The following is an 18,756-nucleotide window of genomic DNA, read 5'->3' on the forward strand; positions in this document are numbered from 1 at the left end:
TGCCGCGAGGACGACCCTCCGGTCGTCCGCCGTGGCAGCCTACGACGTTACGCCAATCGCGCCAGCGGCACCCTACCGCCGAACCGGACGAGCGTCCGGGCGGGCTGTGGACTGGCGGACGAGCAGCAGGACGGCGAACGCCGCGGCGGTCACCGCCAGCACGCCCGCGACCCCGCCGGCGTAGGCGGTGACCTCCTGCGCGGTCGTCGTGTCCCACGTCGCGGGCGTCGCCCGCAGCGCGAGCGCCGCCGCCACGCCGGCCGCGCCGGCCCCGAGGAGGAGGAGCACGGCCATGACGGTCGACCCGGGCGACGAGCCGGCGCCGGGGTCGAGCGCGGACCGCGGCGTGAAGGCGCACACGAGCGCCGCCCACGCGAGGACGACGAGCACCGCGGCGACGACGTCGCTCGGTCGGTGCCACTGCCCGACGAGCGTCGAGACCCCGGTCGCGGCCGTGTACGCACCGCCGAGCACGGCCACGAGCGGTCGCGCCGCGCGCGGCACGACGAGCAGCAGCGCCGCGGCGACCGACCCGGCGACGGTGGTGTGGCCGCTGGGCAGCGAGTTCTCCCAGTGCCAGCCGCCGATGAGCTCCTCGCGGCCGAGGAGCGAGTGCTTGACGAGCTGCGTCGTGACGTTCGCCCCCACGACGAGGAAGGCGACCTGCACGGCGAGGCCCCACCGGCGGCGCAGGAGCGCGATCCCCATGGCGGCGCCGAGGCCACCGACGACGAACGCGACCGAGACCGTGTCCAGGACCGGCTTGGCCACCGCCCAGAGCTCGCCCTGGCCGGTGACGGCGCCGTCGAACGCGGCTCTCTCGAGCATCTGCCCGGCGAACGTGTCGACGAAGAACCGCCACACGAGCCAGGCGCACGCGACGGCGAGCACCGCGACGACGGCGGCCACGACGCGTGACGCGGTGCTCGGGCCGTCCGCCTCGGCGGTCGGGAGGGGGCGGGGCGTCGGCTGCGGCGCCGTCGGGTAGGGCGCCCCGGGCGGGTAGGTGCCGGTCGGAGGGTACGGCGCCGGCGGGGGCGCAGCAGCCGGCGGGTACGGAGCGCCGGAGGGCGTGGGCGGCAGCACCGGCGGCGTCGCCGGGAGCGGTCGCGTACCCGACCCGCCGCTGGTCGGCAGCGGCCGGGTCGGGGCGTGGTCGGCAGGCATCCCCCCACGGTAGAGGACGCGTGTGTGCGTTCGGGGAAGACGGCGGGAAGAGCCTCCGCGCGCTACTCCCCCGCGCTGGGCACGAGCCGCGTGAGGATGAGCGACGCGGCCGGGCTCGTCGGCTGCGGCGACGCGTACGGGTCGGCGTCGGACGGGAAGCCGGTGTACGCGACGGTCGAGTACTGGGCAGCCGTCGGCCGACCGAGGAGCGGGATCGCCGGGACCTGGTCCACGTAGACGTGCTGGATCGTGGCCAGCGCCGCGGCGCGCTCCGCCTCGTCGGTCGAGGACGCGTAGGTCTGGAACGCGGCGTCGGCCGCGGCGTCCTGGAACCGGCCGAAGTTGGCGTCGGCGCTGGCGCCCAGAGGGCGCAGATGGGCGCCGTTCATCTGGCTGGCGTACGTGTCCCAGGGCGTCGCGCCGCCGTCGGTCCAGTGCATCGACGCCTGGAAGTCGCCCTTGCCGATCTTGTCGAACCACTCGGCCTCGTCCTGCCCCTCGACGGTCGCGACGATGCCGAGCCGCGCGGCCGCCTCCTTGACCGCCTCGAGCTCCCACATGTAGTCGGTCCACCCGGAGGGGTTCGTCAGCGTGAACGTGACGGGCGTGCCCTCCTCGTCCTGGAGGACGCCGTCCACCAGCTCGTAGCCCGCGTCCTCGAGGATCGCCGTGGCACCGGGGACGTCGACCGCGAGAGCCCGGTCGGCGAGCTCGGGAGCGACGAACGGGTCGCCGGCCGGGAGCGGCAGCCCGGTCGCGCTGCGCAGCGCGGGCCAGACGCCGGAGGTGGCGGAGTTCGAGATGCTCTCGCGGTCGAGCACGGAGTTCAGCGCGCGCCGCACGGCGACGTCGTCGAACGGCGGCACCTGCGTGTTGAGGAAGAGCGCGTCGATCGCCAGACCGGTCGGGGCGAACTGGTGGAGGTGGTCGGGGTCGGCGGCGAGGTAGACCCTCTCGTAGCCGGGGATGTACGCCCAGCCCCACTGCACCTCGCCGCTCACGTACGCCGCCGTGAGCGAGTCGTTGTCCGGGTACGCGACGTACCGCAGCTCGGGGACGGCGAGGGGTCCGCCCCAGTAGTCGTCCCGGGCCACGAGGGTGACGCCGTCGGGCGCGAACTCCTCCAGGACGTACGGACCCGTGCCGACGGGGTCGACGTTCGGGTCCTCCAGCAGCGTCTCGGCGGGGCGGTCGGCCCACACGTGCTCGGGCACGACGAACGTGTTGATCGCCTTCGTGCGGTTGACGTACTGGCCGCTCCCGAACGTCACGACGACGTCCTGCCCCTCCACGCGGACGTCCTCGTACGGGAGGAGGTCAGGGTTGAGCGCGGGGTCGTCCCTGCGGAGCGTGAACGTGAAGGCGACGTCCTCGGGCGTGAGGGGCTCGCCGTCGGACCAGAGCACGCCCTCGCGCACCGTGACCCGCAGCTCCGTGTAGCCCGCGTCCCAGGACCACGCGCTCGCCAGCCACGGGGTCGGGTCCTGGGCAGGATCGACGAGGTTGACCTGTGCGAGCGGCTCGTAGAGGACGTGCGCGTAGCCGAGCTTCTGCGCGGCGGAGCCGGGGTCGAAGGGGTTGTCGTCCTCCTCGTCGACCGAGTTGGGCATCCCGATCGTGAGCACGGGGGAGACCGCCTCGGGCGTCGGCTCCTGGGCCGGGCTCGCCAGGCCGCAGGCCGAGGCGACGAGCACGGCGGGGACGGTGAAGGAGGAGACGACGGCCGCACGACGCGCCGCGGCGCGGACGGTACGGCGGGCGGCGGTGGGAGTGGTCACGCGGGGCTCCTCAGCGAGTCCGTGATCTGCGGCGACGCCGGGCGCTCCGTCGCCCTCGACGCCATTCCGGAGGCGATTCAACCACAAATTACTGACGAGTCAGTAAGAGCAGCCGGGTCACAGTATGGTTGCCGTCATGACCGACGCCACCCCCGCGCGGAGCGCCACCGACGCCGCCCCCGCACGGACGCCCCGCCCCCGACGCACGCGACCGGCGACGCTCGAGCGCCGCGAGGAGATCCTGCGCGCGGCGATGCGCGTGTTCGGGTCCAAGGGCTACCACCAGGGCTCGCTCGCCGAGGTTGCCGAGCAGGTGGGCATCACCCACGCCGGGGTGCTGCACCACTTCGGCTCCAAGGACCGCCTGCTCACCGAGGTGCTGGAGTTCCGGGACCGCGTCGACGTCGAGCACCTCGAGGGACAGCACATCCCGGGCGGGCTCGACCTCTTCCGCCACCTCGTCAAGACCGCCGCGATCAACGCGGAGCGGCCCGGGATCGTCCAGGCCTACACCGTGCTCACGGGCGAGGCCGTCACCGACGGTCACCCGGCCAGCGCCTGGGTCACCGAACGCTTCACCGGGCTGCGCGCCGACATCGCGGGCGCGCTGCGCGAGGTGATCGAGGAGCGCCGCGCCGCAGGCGACACCGACACGGACTACGAGCTCACCGACGCCGCCCTCGACCTCGCCGCGTCCACGATCATCGGCGCGATGGACGGCCTCCAGATCCAGTGGCTCCTCGACCCCGACGCCGTGGACCTCGCCGAGTCGACCGCGTTCGCGATCGAGTCGATCCTCGCCTCGACCCTCGCCGGGGCGCGGCGACCCCGACCGCTCGACTGACGACCGCCGTCCGGCACGGCCCCCGCCGAGACAACCCGGTGCCGGGGTCGGAGCCCTACCGCGCGGCGGGCTCGGGTTCCGGCGCGGCCGTGACGTCGGTGCCCGACGACGGCGCCTCGCCCGCCGTGCGACCGTCGCGGTACGCGGCGATCGACAGGGTCCGCAGGCGCGACGACCGGCCCGACGGGTTGTCCACGAACCCGACTGCCGAGATGTACGGCTCGATGACGTGGATCTTCTGCAACGGCGTGACGATGAGGAGCTGGAGGCCCAACCGCCGGAACAGCTCGAGCGCGAACCGGGTCGACTCGTCCGACCCCCGGCCGAACGCCTCGTCGATGACGACGAACCGGAAGGCCGTCGAGCGCACCGCGCCCCAGTCGAGCTTGAACTGGTAGGCGAGCGACGCCGCGAGCACCGTGTACGCGAGCTTCTCCTTCTGCCCGCCCGACTTGCCGCCGGAGTCCGAGTAGTGCTCGTGCTCGGAGTCGTCGGCGCGCGAGCGCTCCGACGCGGAGAGCACGAACCAGTTGCGCACGTCCGTGACGCGCCGGCGCCAGGCCTCGTCGAGGTCGGTCATGCCCTCGCGCCCGCGGAACCGCTCGACGAGCGCCTTGACGCGCAGGAACCGGTCCTCCGAGTACGACAGCGCGTCGGTGTCGCCCGCGACGGACCCGTCGCCCTCGGCGAGCGCGCGGTCGTCCTCCGCGAGGATCCCGTCCCCGTCCGTGCACGCGCGCAGGTCCTGCTGGAACTCGCGCACCTCCAGGTTCGGCGTGCGCGACATCTCGAGCCGGATGTACCGGCCCGGGTTGTAGTCGATCGCGCGCAGCGAGTCGTTGATCGTGTCGATCCGGTCACGGATGACGTCTGCCTGCTTGGCGAGCTCGGCCGCGAAGCCCGCGATGTCGCGGATCGCGTTGGTGTTGAGGTACGCCTTGAAGTCCGCCTCGAAGCGCGGGAGGTCGTCGCGGACGAGCCGGTCGTGGATCTCGCGGTAGCCGTCGGCCGACCGCACGTCCGCGTCGAGCTCCGCCGTCTCCACCGGGTACGCCGACCGGAACGAGGCCATCTGCCCCGCGACGCGGGTCCCGAGGTCGGCGCGCTCGCGCTGCGCCTGCTCGGCCTCGGCGGTGAGCCGCGAGCGCACCGCGTTCTCGACGGCGTCGAGGTCCGCCGCGCGCTTCGGGCCGGTCGCGTCCCCGTCGGCGCCCGCGGGGCCCACCGTCGCGAGCTCGCGCTCGAACTCCGCGGCGAGCGCCGCCGTCGTCTCCTCGTCGAGCGTCTCGCCCGCGCCGTCGAGCACCGCCCGCGCCCGCTCGCGCGCGGTGCGCGCCTCGTCGAGCGCGTGCCGGTCGGCACCGAGCGTCGCGACGACGCGGTCGCGCTCCGCCTCGAGCTCCGCCTGGCGGCGCGCGTTGTCGTCGAGGAGCGCCGCGAGCCGGCCGAGCTCGTCGCTCGCCTGCTCGAGGCGCCGCTTCTCCTCGGCGAGCTCGGCGATGCGTGCCGTCTCCGCGCCTCGGTCGAGCTCGTCCCAGTCGCGGTAGACGTCGAGCCGCCCCAGCGCGGCCGAGCGCGCCTGGAGCTCGCCGCGCTCGGCGGCGGCCTCGTCGCGGCGCCGCGCGAGCGTGTCGCGCCGCGCGGTCACCTCGGCGGCCTGCTCCAGCAGCGCGTCGATCTTGGCCTGCGTCGACCACCCGAGCACGTAGCCGCGACGGTCGTCGACCGCACGCGTGTCGTTCTTCTCGTGGTGGTCGGGAGAGTGCTTCACCTGGCCCGCGCGGGTGATCGCGCGAGGCAGCCGGCGGAACGTGTCGAGGTCGGGCGCGCAGGCGTGGTCCGCACGGCGCTCCAGCTCGGCCTCGACCCACGCCGTGAGCGACGGCGCATCGTCGAGGCGGCGCACGTCGAGCAGGTCGGCGAGCAGCGGTACGTCGTCGCGCGGCGCGGGCCGGACGGCGGGCACGCGCTCGGGCACCCGGTGGTACACGAGCCGCAGGCCCAGGTGCTCGCGGTCGACCCACGCGGCGACGGCCTCGTAGTGCGCCGCGGGCACGAGCAGGGAGAGCGCGAAGCCGCGCAGCACGCGCTCGGCCGCGCCCTCCCAGTCTGCGTGCTCGGGGCGCACCGCGAGCAGCTCGCCGACGAACGGCACGTCGCCCGGCGCGAGCCCGACGCCGGCGCACAGCCGGTCACGAACCTCCAGGTGGGTGCGCGGCAGGTTGGAGCGGCGGTCCGCGAGGCTCGCGAGCTCGGCCTTGACGTCGGCGGTCTCCTGCTCGACGCCGCGCAGCTCCGCGGCGACCTCGCTCGCCCGCTCCTCCGCCCGGGCCAGGTCGTCGCGCACGCGCACCGCGGCGTCGTCGGCCTCGCGCCGCAGCGCGGCGAACGCCTCGGCGTCGACGAGCGCGGCGGCCACCGCCGCCGCCCCGCCGCCGAACCCGGGGCTGCGTGTCACCCCGGCACCGCCGAACCCGGGGTTGGGCGTCACGGATCCGCCGTCGTGGCCCGCAACCCCGGGTTCGGCAGCCTCGGGTGCAGCGAGCGTGAGGCCTGCCGCGGCGGCGTAGCCCGCGAGCTGGGCGACGCGGCGCTCCCGGGCGGCGCGCTCGACCTCGCGCCGGGCGACCTCGCCCTCGATCGCGGCGAGCCGGTCGCCGCCGTGGCCCGCGCGCTCGAGCTCGAGCCGCTGCCGCTCGGCCGCGAGGAGCCCCAGCTCGTCGCCGACGCGCTGCCGACGGGACTCTCCGTCGGCGACGCGCTCGTCGAGCGCGCCGATCAGCCCGTCGAGGTCGGCCACGCGGCGCGACGCCGTGAACGCGCGCAGCGCGTCACGCCGGGCGACGAGCGCCGCGGAGCGCTCCCCCAGCGCGTCGTGCGCGTCGCAGTCCGCGAGCAGCGGCGCGAGGCGCTCGATCTGCGCGGTGGCCCGCACGACGGCGTCGTGCGCGCTCGTGAGGTCGTCGAAGTGCGCGACGAGCCGGTCGGTCCAGCGGTCCGCGTCGAACGGCTCGAGCATGTGCTCGCGCACGAACTCGCCGAGGTCGCCGACCGACTTCATGGACACGGTCTGGTGGAACAGGTCCATCGCCTGCTCCGACGGGATGCCGAGCAGGCGGCGGAAGTCGCGCCCGTACTCGGGGAAGTGGTCGCGCACCTGGGCGCCGGACTCGCGCAGCCGGCGCCGCAGCGCCGCCACGTCGCCGCCGAACCCGGCGAAGTCCTCGGTGATCGTCAGCGGCCGGTCGGCCGTGACGAAGAACCGGTCCGGCTGGCCCGACTGCCCCGGGGCGAGCCAGAACACCTGGGCGAGCGTGACCTCCTGGTCGAACCCACGGTTGGAGAACCGGCCCAGCACCACCGAGTACGTGCCGCGCTCGCGCAGGCCCACGTGGCGCGTCGTGCCCGTCGCCTCGTCGCGCTCGGACTTGTAGTGCCCCGCGACGTACGAGCGCAGCGACCGCTCGCGCGCGCCCGCCCCGGCGGCCTTGTTGTAGGAGATGCGGTGCGACGGCACGAGCAGCGTCGTCACGGCGTCGACGATCGTCGACTTGCCCGACCCGATGTCGCCCGTGAGGAGCGCGTTGCGACCGTCGAGGTCGAACGCCCACACGCGCTGGTCGAACGTGCCCCAGTTGAGCACCTCGAGCCGCTCGAGGCGGAAGCCCGCCCGGGCGTCGAGGTCCGCCGCCGGGTCGTGCAGCTCGACCGCGCTGAACAGGCCCTCCATCACGCCACCGTCCTCGTCGTCGTGCCTGCGCTCGTCGCTCCACTCGTCCCCGTGCTCGTGCCGGTGCCCGCCGCGCCCGACGCCGTCCCGCGCGCCCCGCCGTCGGCGGCGAGCTCCAGGTACTGCGCGAGGCGCGCGTCGAAGTCCGCGAGCCACTGCGCGTCCACGAACGCCTTGAGGATGCGGCGCACCTCGTACCGCCGCGCGTCGCCCGTGGCCGTGTCGCCGTCCTCGACCGGGGCCGCCGCGCCGTCGGGCGCGCCGTCCGGGTCGGGTCGGCCCGCGGGCCGCAGGAAGCCGAGCTCCACGACGCGTCGGACGAGCGCGTCGACCCGGTCGACGAGCCGCGCCTCGTTGGCGGCGGCCCCGGCGTCCTGCGCGAGGAACACCCGCAGCAGGTCGACGATCTCCGTGCGCGCGAGCACGAGGCGCGTCTCGCCGCCCTCGGAGTCCGCCTGCGCGAGCCGCTTGCGCAGCAGCGCGAGCAGCAGGCTCACGTCGAACGGCAGCTCGCGGCGAGGGATCAGGCGGGGCACGCGCTCGTCCCGCTCGTGCTCGGGCTGGGAGCGCAGGTAGGCGTAGCCGTCGCTCTCGTCGACGACGACCTGGAGGCCCATCATCGCGACGGTGTCGCGCACCTGGGCCTCGCGAGCGAGCAGGTCGCGCCACAGCGCCTCGCCGGACTCGCGGTAGACGACGCCCTTGAGGAGCGACGTCACGACGACGGACAGCTCCGGGTCTCGCGCGGGGCGGGTCGTGCTCACGGGGTCTCCTCCGGGGCGGGGTCGGCGGTCTCGTGGAGACGCTCGGCGGCTCGGGCGGTGGGCGGGGTGTCGAGGACGGCGACGGGGTCGTGCGGCGCCCGCGGCGGGTCGCCGCCCGCCCCGGTGCGCCGCGCGTACGTGACGCGCGGCAGCCGCGCGACGCGCAGCACCGGGTCCGGCGCACCGTCGTCGGCGACCGGCCCGCTCGGGGCCTCGCCCTCCCAGCGCACCTCGTCGGTGCGCTCGTCGTCGTGCACGACGACGAAGCGTGGGTCCTCCAGCGACAGGTACGTCACGAGCTCGGCCAGGCCGTGCTCGAGCGGCGCCGCCTCGAGCAGGTCGGCGAGCGCGACCTCCCCCGGCCCGCCCGGGGCGGTGAGCGTCGCCCGGACCGTGCGCGCGAGCCGCTCGGGGTCCACGTGCACCTGGTCGTAGAGCGCGTCGACCTCGAAGTCGTCGTCGCCGGCCTCGACGTGGTCGGAGTCGAGCCGGGCCGTGGGTCGCGGCGTGAACAGCGGCCGCTCGGTCGGCAGCACGATGTCCGGGGCGACGGCGTCGATCGCCATGCCGGGCGGGCCGCCCGGTCCGCGGCGGACGTCGCGCGCCGCGAGCGCCTTCGCCTCGACGCCGCGCAGGATGTCCATGACCCGCCGGTTCTCGAGCCACACCTGGTCGTCGAGGAAGCGACGAAGCTGCTCCGAGAGCGTCCGCACGGTCGCCTGCGTGCGCTCGCCGGCGTCGAGCCAGTCGTAGTGGACGCGCCGCAACCTCCGGTGCTCGTGCTCCCGCGCCGCCGTGTCCGTCGCGGCGGCGTCCACGTCCGGCCCGGACGCCCCCGGGGCCGGCCGGACGACGTCGGGCGCGATCGCGTCGAGGGACTGCACGCGCTCGACGAGCGCGGCGAACTCCTCCTGGCGGCGACGGTCGAGCAGGAAGTCGTAGAACGCGTGGAACGAGCGGCCCTGGTCGGACTCGGCGATGGCCGTGCGCGACCGCACGACCTCCTCCAGCAGCTCGCCCTTGGCGCCGTCCCAGCCGGTGATGCGCTCGCGCAGCTCGCGGTCGAGCGAGCGGAAGTTCGCCTCGACCTCGCGGAAGTCGGAGAGCAGGTCGGCCGCGGTCTGCGTGAGCTGCTGGTAGCGGTCGCGCTGCGCTGCGGCGTCGAGCACGGCCACGCGCCCGGCGCGCACCTGCGCGATCTCCTCGTCGATCGCGGCGCGCCGGTCCTCGAGCTCGCGCAGGCGCTCCGCCGGGTCGGTCTGCGTCCCGACGGCGAGCTGGCGCAGGAGCTCGAACACCGTGTTGAGCCGCGACTCCGTGCCCACGAACCCGCGCCCGCGCAGCGACGCGACCCAGCGCACGGCCTGCTCGACGGCGGGCGTCGCGTCGTAGTGCGGCTCGCCGGAGCCCGGCGGGTACCAGGCGCGCAGCCAGCCCTGGTCGGGGTGGGCCCAGTGGTCGACGTACGCCTGCGGCGCCCGCGGGTACCGCGGCTCCGCTCCTGAGGCCCGCGCGGACCGGCCGTCGACCGCCCACAGGTGGTCGTCGAGCCGTGCGACGAGCTCGCTCTCGGGGATCGCACGCACGTTGTCCTCGACGAACAACGAGCCGAGGAACGACAGCACGAGCGGCGCCGTGTCCGCGCGCAGGAGCCGCCACGCCGCGCTCGACCGTCGCAGGGAGTCGACGTCGTCGTGCTGCACGCAGATCCTCTCGGGCGGGTGGGTTCGGTCCGGTCGGCGCCGCGGGGAGCACGGGCGCCCCCAGATCTTAGGCGGGGACGCCCGCACCGCCGGGACGACCCACCGGAGTCGGCACCCGACGCGACGGCGAGCGCTGCGTCCGTGCGCGACGGATGCGTTCCCGGACGCAGCGCTCGAGCGGGAGCGCATCGCTCGGCAGTGGTCGATCGCGGGGCCCGGATCCGGGACCATGGTCCCTGTCGGCGGCGGGTGCGCGCTCCGTAGCCTGGGTGCGGCGCCGAGCCGGCAGCGCGCCCACCCTGCCGGCCGGCGCCACCTTCTGCCCGCGGACCCGAGGACCGCCCGTGACCGGAACGACCACCGCCCTGACGGACGACGCGCGACCGGGCGACCGGGCGCCGTCGGGCACGGAGCGGGTGCAGGACGCGGAGTTCGACCCGTTCGCCCGACCCACCGGTTGGACCCACTCCCGCGGCGCGCTGTTCGGCGAGATGCTGCTGTTCGGCCTGCTCAGCCTCACCGCAGCGTTCGTGCTGTCGTACGACGCCGTGCTCCTCGCCGCCAACCCCACCGCCACGCTCGCGTGCGACGTCAACACCGTGCTGTCGTGCGGGACGGTCGCGCAGTCGTGGCAGGCACAGGTGTTCGGGTTCCCCAACGCGTTCCTCGGCCTGATCGCGGAGCCGATCGTCATCACGACGGCGGTCGCGGCGCTGGGCGGGACGCGGTTCCCCCGCTGGTTCCTCTTCGCCGCGCAGTGCGTGTACTTCCTCGGCGTCGTGTTCGCCTACTGGCTCTTCTACCAGTCGATGTTCGTCATCGGCGCGCTGTGCCCGTGGTGCCTGCTCATCACGGTCTCGACGACGCTCGTCTTCGCGTCGCTCCTGCACTGGAACGTGCTCGAGGACAACCTGTACCTGCCGCGGGCCGCGCAGGCGCGGATGCTCGGCTTCGTCCGCTCGGGGGCCTACGGGTACCTGGTGGCCGCGTGGCTCGTGGGGCTCGCCATCCTCGTGGTGCTCAAGTACGGCCCGGCGCTGCTGGCCTGACGGGACCCCCACGCGGCGAGCGGCACCGAGCGCGAGCCTGCACCCCGCCGAGCACGAGGTCGCTCCCGGGAAGTGGACGGGAACGACGGCAACCTCGTGCTCGGCGATCGGACGGGTCAGGGACTGCCGGTGCCGGTCAGGGCGTCGTGGTTCCCAGCGAGTAGGCCCCCGAGCCTGCGTACGCGTGCACGACGAACCGGTAGTAGCCGGCCGCGCCGTCGTACGTCAGGGACTCGTTCGCCCCCGGCGACGTGGACTGCGCGACCGAGGCCCACGACGACCCGTTCCACCGCTGGAGGTACAGGTCGTAGTCGCTGCCGGCCGGGCCGGTCACGCAGCCGCGGTGGGAGCCCGCGGTCGCAGCCGTGTAGTACGACCCGTTCGGCTGGACGGCCGTCGCCCCGGCCGAGAGCGTCCCGGTGTACGTCCGGGCGTAGCCGGTGCAGCCCGTGGGCGGCTCGGGGTCGCCGCCCCCACCGCCGCTCGTGACGAGCGTGAGCCCGTACGCGGAGAGGATCTCGCCGACGGGCTGGAAGTAGGTCGTGCCGCCGGAGGAGCAGTTGCCCGACCCGCCCGACGTCACGCCCTGCGCCTGGTTGCCCGCGAGCAGCGAGCCGCCGGAGTCGCCGGGCTCGGCGCACACGTTCGTCCGGATGAGGCCGCTCACGGTGCCCTGCGGGTAGGTGACCGACGCGTTGTACGCCTGGACGGTCCCGCAGTGCCACCCGGTCGTGGAGCCCGACCGGCACACCGACGCGCCGACCGGTGCCTGCGTCGACCCGGCCACGGCCACGCGGCCGCCCGCGTAGTTGTTCACGGCGCCGACGGGTGTGTTGCCCGCGTCGACCTGGACCCAGGCGTAGTCGTTGCCGGGGAAGCTCGACCCGCGGAACGTGCCTGCCGGGCCGGACGTGCGCGCACCGGTCGAGCCGCAGTGCCCGGCCGTGACGAACCCGCCCTGGACCGCGAACCCGACCGAGCAGCGGCTGCCGCCGCCGATCGTGTAGGCGTTGCCGCCGACGACGTCGATCAGCGGGCGCGGAGTCTCCGCCGTCTCCTCGTACGCGACCGCGTCCGCGGGCACGCCCGCCGCCGCGACCTGCGCGGCGACGTCCGCCTCGCCGCCGTCGCGCACGGAGACCACGACGCGGTTGCGCGTCACGTCGACGTACCAGCCCGGCAGCGCCGCCGGGTCGTCGGCGAGCGCGCCGTCGAGGGCCGCCCGCCAGGTCTCGAGGTCGGCGAGCGTGTGGTCCACGTTCACCGCGGTGGCGCCCTCGGCCCGCACCGCGCTGGCGTCGGCGGCATCGGTGACGCCGACGTAGAGGACGTTCGCGGAGTCGTCGACCCAGGCACCCGCGTAGTCGGCACCGAGGCGGCGCTCGAGCGCCGCCTCGGTGCCGGCGGCGTCGGACTGGAAGGCGAGCCGCGTCCGTGCGTCCCGCGCGCTGAGGCCCAGGTCGCGCTGCAGCGCGCGCTCCAGGCCGGGGGTCGTCTTGGGGACCGCGCGCACCGTCGCGCGCTGGTCCTCGGGGGCGGGCGTGCCCGCGACGGCGTGCGTCGCGGCCGCGCCCGTCAGGAGCGTCGCGGCGGCGGTGACCGCGGCGATCCTCCTGCGGAGTGGTCGTGTCATGTCGTCCATTCCCTTCGCCGGGCCCGGGTGGCCCGGTCGAGGGCCACGCTAGGGAGCCGCCCAGGGCGCGCCCAGATCACGATCAGGTCATACGCGGGCGCTATGTGCGGGACGGCCCCTACGCGATCTCCACCGGGTGCTCGGCACGCCAGCGCCGGTAGCGCGGCGAGCGCTGCACCGCGTCGCGGTGGGCCCCCGCGGCGGCGCGCTCGATCACGTCCACCGGGAGGCGCTCCGCCGCGTCGCGGCGCCACCCCACGTGGTGCGTCCAGCGCAACGGGGCCCCGTCGAGGGCGACCGTCCGCACGCCCGGCGCGTCGAGCAGCACGGGCTGGACGAGCGCGACCGCGTGGCCTCCGCGCACCTGGTCGATGCACGACGTCCGGTCCGACTCCCCCATCGCCCGCGGCGTGAAGCCCGCTCGCACGCACGCGCTCACGAAGCACCGCTCGAAGCACCCGCTGCCCGGGGCGGTGAGCCACAGCGCGTCGGCGAGCTCGCCGAGGCCGACGGCGTCCCGCGCCGCCACGGGGTGGTACTCGTCGACGAGGACGAACACGGGGTCCGTCGACACCGCCGTCCACACGAGTCCCCCGTCGGCCGGCGGGGCCGCGTCGCCGCACATGCCGACCAGCGCGACGTCGAGGGTCCCGCTCGCCAGCCGCTCCGCCGTCTCCTCGACGGACCACGACGTCGCGGTGGTGACGAGGAGGTCGTCGACCCCGAGGGCCGCGGGCAGCGCCGCGTGCAGGCGGCTCGCGAACAGCCCGCCGATCGCGGAGCTCACCGTCCCGACGCGCACGGACCCCGCCGTCGCCCGGTCGCTCACGTGCCGCCGCGCGTCGTCGACGAGCGCCGCCATCGCGGGCAGCACGACGCGCGCGTGCCGCAGCACCAGCTCGCCGAGCTCGGTCGGGCGCGCGCCCTGGCGGTCGCGTGTGAAGACGCACCCGCCCAGCGTGCGGTCGATCCGGTTGAGCTGGGCGGTGAGGGCGGGCTGTGCGAGACCGAGCGACGCCGCCGCCTTGGTCACGCTGCCCGACTCGGCCACCACCACGATCATGCGCAGGTGACGCACCTCGAGGTCCATGCGACCTGAACGTATCGGTGCGGCCCCGCCCTGTCTCGCGGCGGTCCCGCCGGCCTCGATCCTCCACCATCATGGACGGGCTCCAGGTCCAGTGGCTCCTGGACCCCGACCGCGTCGACATGGTCGCCGTGACGCGACGCGCGATCGACGCGCTGCTCGCCGCGCTCGGGGCACCGCCCGCCGCCGGCCCGTGACCCGGGCCCCGGTCGGCACCGGTACGGGGCGTCAGCCGACCGGGGTCAGGAAGCCGTCGCGCACGAGTCCCCGCACGGTCGGCAGCAGCTCGCCCGCGAGGTCGTCCGCCGGCACCTCGAAGAGCGCGGCGATCGCCCCGACGAGCTGCCCGACGGTGAGCTCGCCGTCGCTCGCCCCGACGAGCGCGGCGAGCCCGGTCGACGCCTGGACGGCCCGCCCGAACCCGTCACCCTGACGCAGCAGCACGACCGTGGGGTCGGGAGCACCCGGCGTGTGGAACCGCTCCTCGGTCACGTCGGGCGCGACGGCGAGGCGCGCGCCCGCGAGCGCGGCGTCGTCACGGGCCGTGAGCCAGTCGTGCGCGGCGAGCGCCGCCGCGAGGTGGCCCCCCAGCGGCTGGCGGACCGGCCCGGTGCGCTCCTCGAGCCGGCGCAGGGTGGGGCGCGCGCCGTCGAGCGGGCGTCGCAGCGTCACGATCCCGAACCCGACGGCCTCCACGTCGCGGGCGGCGAAGTCGTCGAGCCACGCGTCGTAGGCGGCGGCCCAGGCCGCGGGCTCCCGCTCCGGGGTCGTCCCGCCGTCGCGGATCCACGTCTCGGCGTACTCGGCCGGGTCCTGCACCTCGCGCTGGACCACCCAGCCGTCCAGCCCCGCCGCGTCGAGCCAGGCCCCGACGCGCTCGTCCCACGGGACGCCGCGCCGGTGCTCCCAGTTGCCGAGGAGCTGGGCCACGCCGCCCGGCGCGAGCACCGCGCCGACGCTCGTCACGAGGTCGCGCACGACGTCGTCGCCCGCCCGCCCGCCGTCGCGGTACTCGTACTCGGGCAGGGCGTCCGCACCGTCGCGCCCGCCACGCGGGGTGATGACGAACGGCGGGTTGGACACGACCAGGTCGAACCGCTCGCCCGCCACGGGCTCGAGCATCGACCCCGCGCGGAGCTCGATCGGCGCGCCGGGCCCCGCCACCCCCGCGTCGGGCACCGTGCTGATCGCCTCGTCGAACGCCGCGTCGAGCGCTGTGTTGAACGTCGTGTTGAACGCCGCGAAGCCCAGGGCACGGTGCGAGATGTCGGTGCCGACCACCGACCGCGCGTGCCGCGCGGCGTGCAGGGCCTGGATCCCGCAGCCCGTCCCGAGGTCGAGCACGCGCCCGACCGGGGTCCGGACCGTCACCTGCGCGAGCGTCAGGGACGCCCCGCCCGCGCCCAGCACGTGGTCCGGGGCGAGCCGGCGGCCCGTCGCGAGCTCGCCCAGGTCCGACGACAGCCACCACGTCACCGGGCCTGCCGCGTCGGACGCCGCATAGGGCCGCAGGTCCACGACGGCGCGCACGGCGTCGTCGCCGGCCGCGCCCGCGGCCTCGACCAGACCGAGCCGCCGCGCGCCGTCGACCCCCGTGCGCCCGAGCGCGGCGTCCAGCGCGGCGCGCGGGACGTCGTCGCCCAGGAGGAACAGCGCGGCCAGGGCGGCCGCGGGGTCGGACTCGCGGCCCCGCAGCGCGCGCCGCGCGGGTACGGCCTGCTCGCGGTGCAGCGCGGCCGAGGCGACCGGGCCGAGCACCCGCTCGACGCCGTCGACCGTGAATCCCGCCGCCGCGAGGTCCTCGCGCAGCGTCGCCGCAGCCTCCGCGAGCTCCGCCGGGGCCAGGCCCGCGCCCGGCGGGGGCGGGCTCACGACGGCGTCCGACCAGGCGGGCGTGGAGGAGGCAGGTGCGGCGTCGGCGGGAGGCATGGGTCCATCCTCGCGGATCCGTCCGGGGACGGTCGGTCCTGCCCCCGACGCACCGGACCCCGGCGCGCCGAGGCGGGCCGGGGTCCGGGTGGGAGCAGGGGACGTCAGCAGTTCTGCGTGCCGTACACCGCGACGTTCTGCGCGGAGGTCTGGAACGTCTCGTCGGTCATGGCCGACGTGATGGCGGACATGTCGGCGCTGGCCGGGTCGTCGACCGCGGTCTTGAGGGTGTCGGTGAGCTGGCGGAAGACGCCGGTCACGTTGTCCCAGTCGGCGCTGATCTCGGCGGGAGCCTCGGCAGCCTCGAGCGAAGCGGTGAACGTCTCGAACTCGGTCACGGCGCCGGCAGGGTCGCTGGTGTCGATCGAGCCGAGCGAGCTCTGGGCGTCGATGAGGGTCTCGTAGGCGGTGCAGAAGTCGCCCGACGCCTCGGCGTCGCCGGTCTCCTCCTCCGTGGTCTCCTCCGACTCGGTGGTGTCGCTGGCCTCGTCCTCGGCCGGGGTCGTCTCCTCCGACGCGCTGGTCTCGGAGTCGGTGCTCGTGTCGTCGCCCGAGCCGCCGCAGGCGGCGAGGCCGAGCACGAGAAGGGCGCTCGTCGCGAGGGCGGTCGTGGTCTTCGTGATCGTCAGTCGGTTGCGCATGGGACCCATGGTTTCCCATGCGGGCGCCTTGCGCGCCCTCAAACCGCCGAGGTGGGGACCGCTCCCCATGTGGCGAGCGCCACCGGGTGAAAGAGCGCCGTGCCCCCGGTCAGCGCGCGCAGCCCGCCCGGAAGTAGTCCGTGACGGCCTGCGACGACGTCGTGAGGGCGGCCGTGTCGATGCGCCGCCCGACGCGGTCGATCGCCCGGGACAGCTCGCCCGTGTCGCGCGCGCCGGTCGCCTCGACCTCGTCGGCGATCATCGTGAGATAGGTCGTCACGACGGCCCAGTCGCGCGCGATCTCGCCCGGTGGCGTGGCCCCGGTGAGCGTGTCCCGCGCCGTCGTGAAGCCCTCGACCAGCGCCTCGGGGTGCTCGACGGTGAGGTTGACCTGCGCCTTGGCCGCGGCCCCCCATGCGACCTCCGCGTCCCGGCAGACCGGGTCGACGGCGGCCGGGCGGTCGGGGTCCACCGTCGCACCGTCGTCCCCGTCCCCCGGCTCGGCCGCCCCCTCGTCGGGCGCGGAACCCGGGGCCTCGGCACCGTCGTCCACCGGCGCGGCGTCGTCGCCCTGCGCCGCGGCGGGCGGCGACGGCGCGGCGCCAGGTGCCGCGTCGGGCAGCGACACGACGTCGAACGCACCGCTCGCGACGACGGCGAGGCACAGCCCGGCGACGACGGCGAGGACGGCGGCGTGTGCCACGACGCGCACCGGTGATTGCATGGCCCTATGATGACGCCTCGCGCGGGCGAAGCGAACCCCGCGAGCCGTCCGACCCGCGGGGTCTTGGCGTGCCGCTCGCCGTCGGCCCGTCGTCAGCCCATCGTGTTGACGATGAGCCCGATGTGGGTGAAGAAGTTCATGGCGCCGAACAGCAGGAACGCCACCCCGGAGAGCCCCCAGGCCCACCCGATGACGGTTCGTACGGCACGGCGACCCGAGCGCACGGCGAACGGGAAGAGGATCGCCCCGACGCCGACGAGCGCGATGAGGCCGGACATGAAGATCGCCTCGACGAGCGGGTAGGCGGCGAACGCACCCGAGATGGGCTCCTCCGGTGGCGCGGCGAACAGCTGGTAGGTCACGCCGGCCACAGCGATGGCGACGAGCCCGAGGCCCATGCCGAGCACGAACACCGAGACCGGGCGGGCGACCGCCTGAAGGTGCTCCGTCGCGTCGGCGCGGTCCAGCGCGGTCCGGCCGCGCGTCCAGAGGTAGAACGCCGCCGCGAGCAGCAGCACGCCGAACGCGAGGCTCGTCTCGCCGAAGATGATGTTGTCGAACGGGAAGCCACCCGCGGCGAGCGGCCACGTCAGCGTCATGTGCAGTCCCGTCGCCGTGAGGATCGAGCCGAGCACGCCGAACGCGAGCGACCACCCCTCGACGACGACCTTCCCCGGTGCCCGCAGCAGCTCACGGCCGAGCATGACGAGCAGGATCAGCCCGGCGCCGACGGCGACGGACATCACGGTGTTGTAGGTGGGCATCTGCGCCCAGTCGATGACGAGCCCCTCGGCGGCGACCATCTTCGTCCACTCCTCGTTCGTTCCCACGAGCCGCACTCACGGCTCGAGGTCGATAACCATACGCACGTATAGGTTATTCCTCGGGTGGCCCCACGTCCCCGGGCAGGAGCGCCTCACTACGATGGCCCGGTGGACGACGGAGCGGGCACCATCGACCGGGCAGAGCGGCGCGACGGGGAGATCGCCCGAGCCGGGGCGACGCGCGAGACGCTCCACGACCCGGCGCACGGCGCGCGGGCCACGGTGCAGGGACGCAGCGCGCAGCGCCAGCGCGCGATGGTCGAGGCGGCCGCGCACCTGCTCATCGAGCAGGGCTTCGGTGCCGTGACCCACCGCCAGGTGGCGCGCGCGGCGGGCGTGCCGCAGGGCTCGGCGTCGTACTACTTCCCGACGAGCGCGTCGCTCGTCTCGACGGCGGTCGAGGCCGCGGAAGACGTGCGCGCGACGGCGGCGCAGGTGCGGGCGGACGCGCTGTCGCGGGAGCCTCGCTCGAGCGCGGCGACGGCACGCGAGCTGATCGAGACGCTCTACGCACCCCACGTGGACGACACGGTCGTCGACGTGCGCCTCGACCCGATGCTCACGGCGATGCGCGACCCTGCGCTGCGGCCGATCATGCGGGCGTCACGCCCGCGCCTGCTCGCGGCGGCGCGCACGGTGCTGGACGCGTCGGGGCACGCGCACGTGACGGACGTCGACCTGGTGGCGCACGTGGTCGACGCGGCGCTGCTCTCCGCCGCCGCTGCGGAGGACGGGCGCGTGCTGGACCACGCGACGGAGACCGTCGCGCGCTTCCTCGACCACTGGCACTGAGGGCTTCAAACTTACTTACCGGTTATTCAGTTTTACCGGTAGAGTGGCGCCGCCCGGGCTCCCGAGCGCGTCGGTGGCGACCCGCCCGCCG

15 protein-coding genes are annotated in these 18,756 nt (G+C 75.2%); 4 read left to right on the forward strand and 11 right to left on the reverse strand.

Annotated elements, in window-relative coordinates; all coding sequences use genetic code 11:
* Window positions 1-72: 72 nt before the first annotated feature.
* A complete protein-coding gene (locus AC6CH9_RS01255; protein WP_498153281.1) occupies window positions 73-1,167 on the reverse strand; it encodes a phosphatase PAP2 family protein in 1,095 nt (364 codons plus the stop codon).
* A 62-nt stretch (window positions 1,168-1,229) separates the two neighbouring features.
* Window positions 1,230-2,945 carry an ABC transporter substrate-binding protein gene (locus AC6CH9_RS01260; RefSeq protein ID WP_498153282.1) on the reverse strand — a complete coding sequence of 572 codons (1,716 nt, stop codon included), beginning with the start codon at window positions 2,943-2,945 and terminating at the stop codon, window positions 1,230-1,232.
* 136 nt (window positions 2,946-3,081) lie between these two features.
* Here AC6CH9_RS01260 and AC6CH9_RS01265 point away from each other — a divergent pair, with 136 nt between their 5' ends.
* Window positions 3,082-3,789, forward strand: coding sequence for a TetR/AcrR family transcriptional regulator (locus tag AC6CH9_RS01265; RefSeq protein WP_255365184.1), 708 nt, complete (start codon window positions 3,082-3,084; stop codon window positions 3,787-3,789).
* A gap of 55 nt (window positions 3,790-3,844) precedes the next feature.
* Here the strand turns inward: AC6CH9_RS01265 and AC6CH9_RS01270 are convergent, their stop codons facing one another.
* From AC6CH9_RS01270 to AC6CH9_RS01280, 3 genes are read right to left on the reverse strand one after another with little or no spacing between them, the layout of a single operon-like run.
* Window positions 3,845-7,519: an ATP-binding protein gene (locus AC6CH9_RS01270; protein WP_498153283.1), complete on the reverse strand. Its 3,675-nt coding sequence runs from the start codon at window positions 7,517-7,519 to the stop codon at window positions 3,845-3,847.
* Window positions 7,519-8,283, reverse strand: coding sequence for a DUF4194 domain-containing protein (locus AC6CH9_RS01275; RefSeq protein WP_498153284.1), 765 nt, complete (start codon window positions 8,281-8,283; stop codon window positions 7,519-7,521). Before AC6CH9_RS01275 ends, AC6CH9_RS01270 begins: the two co-directional genes overlap by 1 nt.
* Entirely contained in the window at window positions 8,280-9,986 is a 1,707-nt protein-coding gene (locus AC6CH9_RS01280) for a DUF3375 domain-containing protein (protein WP_498153285.1), read from the reverse strand. Before AC6CH9_RS01280 ends, AC6CH9_RS01275 begins: the two co-directional genes overlap by 4 nt.
* A gap of 344 nt (window positions 9,987-10,330) precedes the next feature.
* Between AC6CH9_RS01280 and AC6CH9_RS01285 the strand changes: the two genes are divergently transcribed.
* Window positions 10,331-11,035 (forward strand): vitamin K epoxide reductase family protein, encoded by a 705-nt coding sequence (locus tag AC6CH9_RS01285; RefSeq protein WP_498153286.1) that lies wholly within the window; start codon window positions 10,331-10,333, stop codon window positions 11,033-11,035.
* Between the two features lie 136 nt (window positions 11,036-11,171).
* Here AC6CH9_RS01285 and AC6CH9_RS01290 read toward each other — a convergent pair whose 3' ends face one another.
* Both AC6CH9_RS01290 and AC6CH9_RS01295 read right to left on the reverse strand, forming a co-directional pair.
* Window positions 11,172-12,668, reverse strand: a complete 1,497-nt coding sequence (locus AC6CH9_RS01290) for a S1 family peptidase (protein ID WP_498153287.1) — start codon at window positions 12,666-12,668, stop codon at window positions 11,172-11,174.
* 118 nt (window positions 12,669-12,786) lie between these two features.
* The gene (locus AC6CH9_RS01295; RefSeq protein ID WP_498153288.1) at window positions 12,787-13,758 is read right to left on the reverse strand and encodes a LysR family transcriptional regulator; all 972 of its coding nucleotides are present in this window, start codon (window positions 13,756-13,758) and stop codon (window positions 12,787-12,789) included.
* A 71-nt stretch (window positions 13,759-13,829) separates the two neighbouring features.
* On the opposite strand from AC6CH9_RS01295, the gene AC6CH9_RS01300 reads away from it, so the two are divergent.
* Window positions 13,830-13,952 (forward strand): hypothetical protein, encoded by a 123-nt coding sequence (locus tag AC6CH9_RS01300; protein ID WP_498153289.1) that lies wholly within the window; start codon window positions 13,830-13,832, stop codon window positions 13,950-13,952.
* A 31-nt stretch (window positions 13,953-13,983) separates the two neighbouring features.
* Here AC6CH9_RS01300 and AC6CH9_RS01305 read toward each other — a convergent pair whose 3' ends face one another.
* The 4 genes from AC6CH9_RS01305 to AC6CH9_RS01320 form a co-directional block, all read right to left on the reverse strand.
* Entirely contained in the window at window positions 13,984-15,684 is a 1,701-nt protein-coding gene (locus AC6CH9_RS01305) for a DUF7059 domain-containing protein (protein WP_498153290.1), read from the reverse strand.
* Between the two features lie 104 nt (window positions 15,685-15,788).
* Window positions 15,789-16,325 carry a hypothetical protein gene (locus AC6CH9_RS01310; protein ID WP_498153291.1) on the reverse strand — a complete coding sequence of 179 codons (537 nt, stop codon included), beginning with the start codon at window positions 16,323-16,325 and terminating at the stop codon, window positions 15,789-15,791.
* A 109-nt stretch (window positions 16,326-16,434) separates the two neighbouring features.
* Window positions 16,435-17,049 (reverse strand): hypothetical protein, encoded by a 615-nt coding sequence (locus tag AC6CH9_RS01315; protein WP_498153292.1) that lies wholly within the window; start codon window positions 17,047-17,049, stop codon window positions 16,435-16,437.
* A gap of 92 nt (window positions 17,050-17,141) precedes the next feature.
* Window positions 17,142-17,879: a DUF981 domain-containing protein gene (locus tag AC6CH9_RS01320; RefSeq protein ID WP_498153293.1), complete on the reverse strand. Its 738-nt coding sequence runs from the start codon at window positions 17,877-17,879 to the stop codon at window positions 17,142-17,144.
* Window positions 17,880-17,981: 102 nt separating this feature from the next.
* Here AC6CH9_RS01320 and AC6CH9_RS01325 point away from each other — a divergent pair, with 102 nt between their 5' ends.
* On the forward strand, window positions 17,982-18,665 hold the full coding sequence (locus tag AC6CH9_RS01325) for a TetR/AcrR family transcriptional regulator (RefSeq protein WP_498153294.1): 684 nt from the start codon (window positions 17,982-17,984) through the stop codon (window positions 18,663-18,665).
* Window positions 18,666-18,756: the final 91 nt, after the last annotated feature.

This window comes from Cellulosimicrobium sp. GQ32, from assembly GCF_059758455.1.

Bases quoted from the DNA above. Each gene is read 5' to 3' on its own strand.
- AC6CH9_RS01255 (WP_498153281.1), bottom strand. From the start codon at position 1,167: ATGCCTGCCGACCACGCCCCGACCCGGCCGCTGCCGACCAGCGGCGGG.
- AC6CH9_RS01265 (WP_255365184.1), top strand. From the start codon at position 3,082: ATGACCGACGCCACCCCCGCGCGGAGCGCCACCGACGCCGCCCCCGCA.
- AC6CH9_RS01270 (WP_498153283.1), bottom strand. From the start codon at position 7,519: ATGGAGGGCCTGTTCAGCGCGGTCGAGCTGCACGACCCGGCGGCGGAC.
- AC6CH9_RS01290 (WP_498153287.1), bottom strand. From the start codon at position 12,668: ATGACACGACCACTCCGCAGGAGGATCGCCGCGGTCACCGCCGCCGCG.
- AC6CH9_RS01295 (WP_498153288.1), bottom strand. From the start codon at position 13,758: ATGGACCTCGAGGTGCGTCACCTGCGCATGATCGTGGTGGTGGCCGAG.
- AC6CH9_RS01300 (WP_498153289.1), top strand. From the start codon at position 13,830: ATGGACGGGCTCCAGGTCCAGTGGCTCCTGGACCCCGACCGCGTCGAC.
- AC6CH9_RS01305 (WP_498153290.1), bottom strand. From the start codon at position 15,684: ATGCCTCCCGCCGACGCCGCACCTGCCTCCTCCACGCCCGCCTGGTCG.
- AC6CH9_RS01310 (WP_498153291.1), bottom strand. From the start codon at position 16,325: ATGCGCAACCGACTGACGATCACGAAGACCACGACCGCCCTCGCGACG.
- AC6CH9_RS01315 (WP_498153292.1), bottom strand. From the start codon at position 17,049: ATGCAATCACCGGTGCGCGTCGTGGCACACGCCGCCGTCCTCGCCGTC.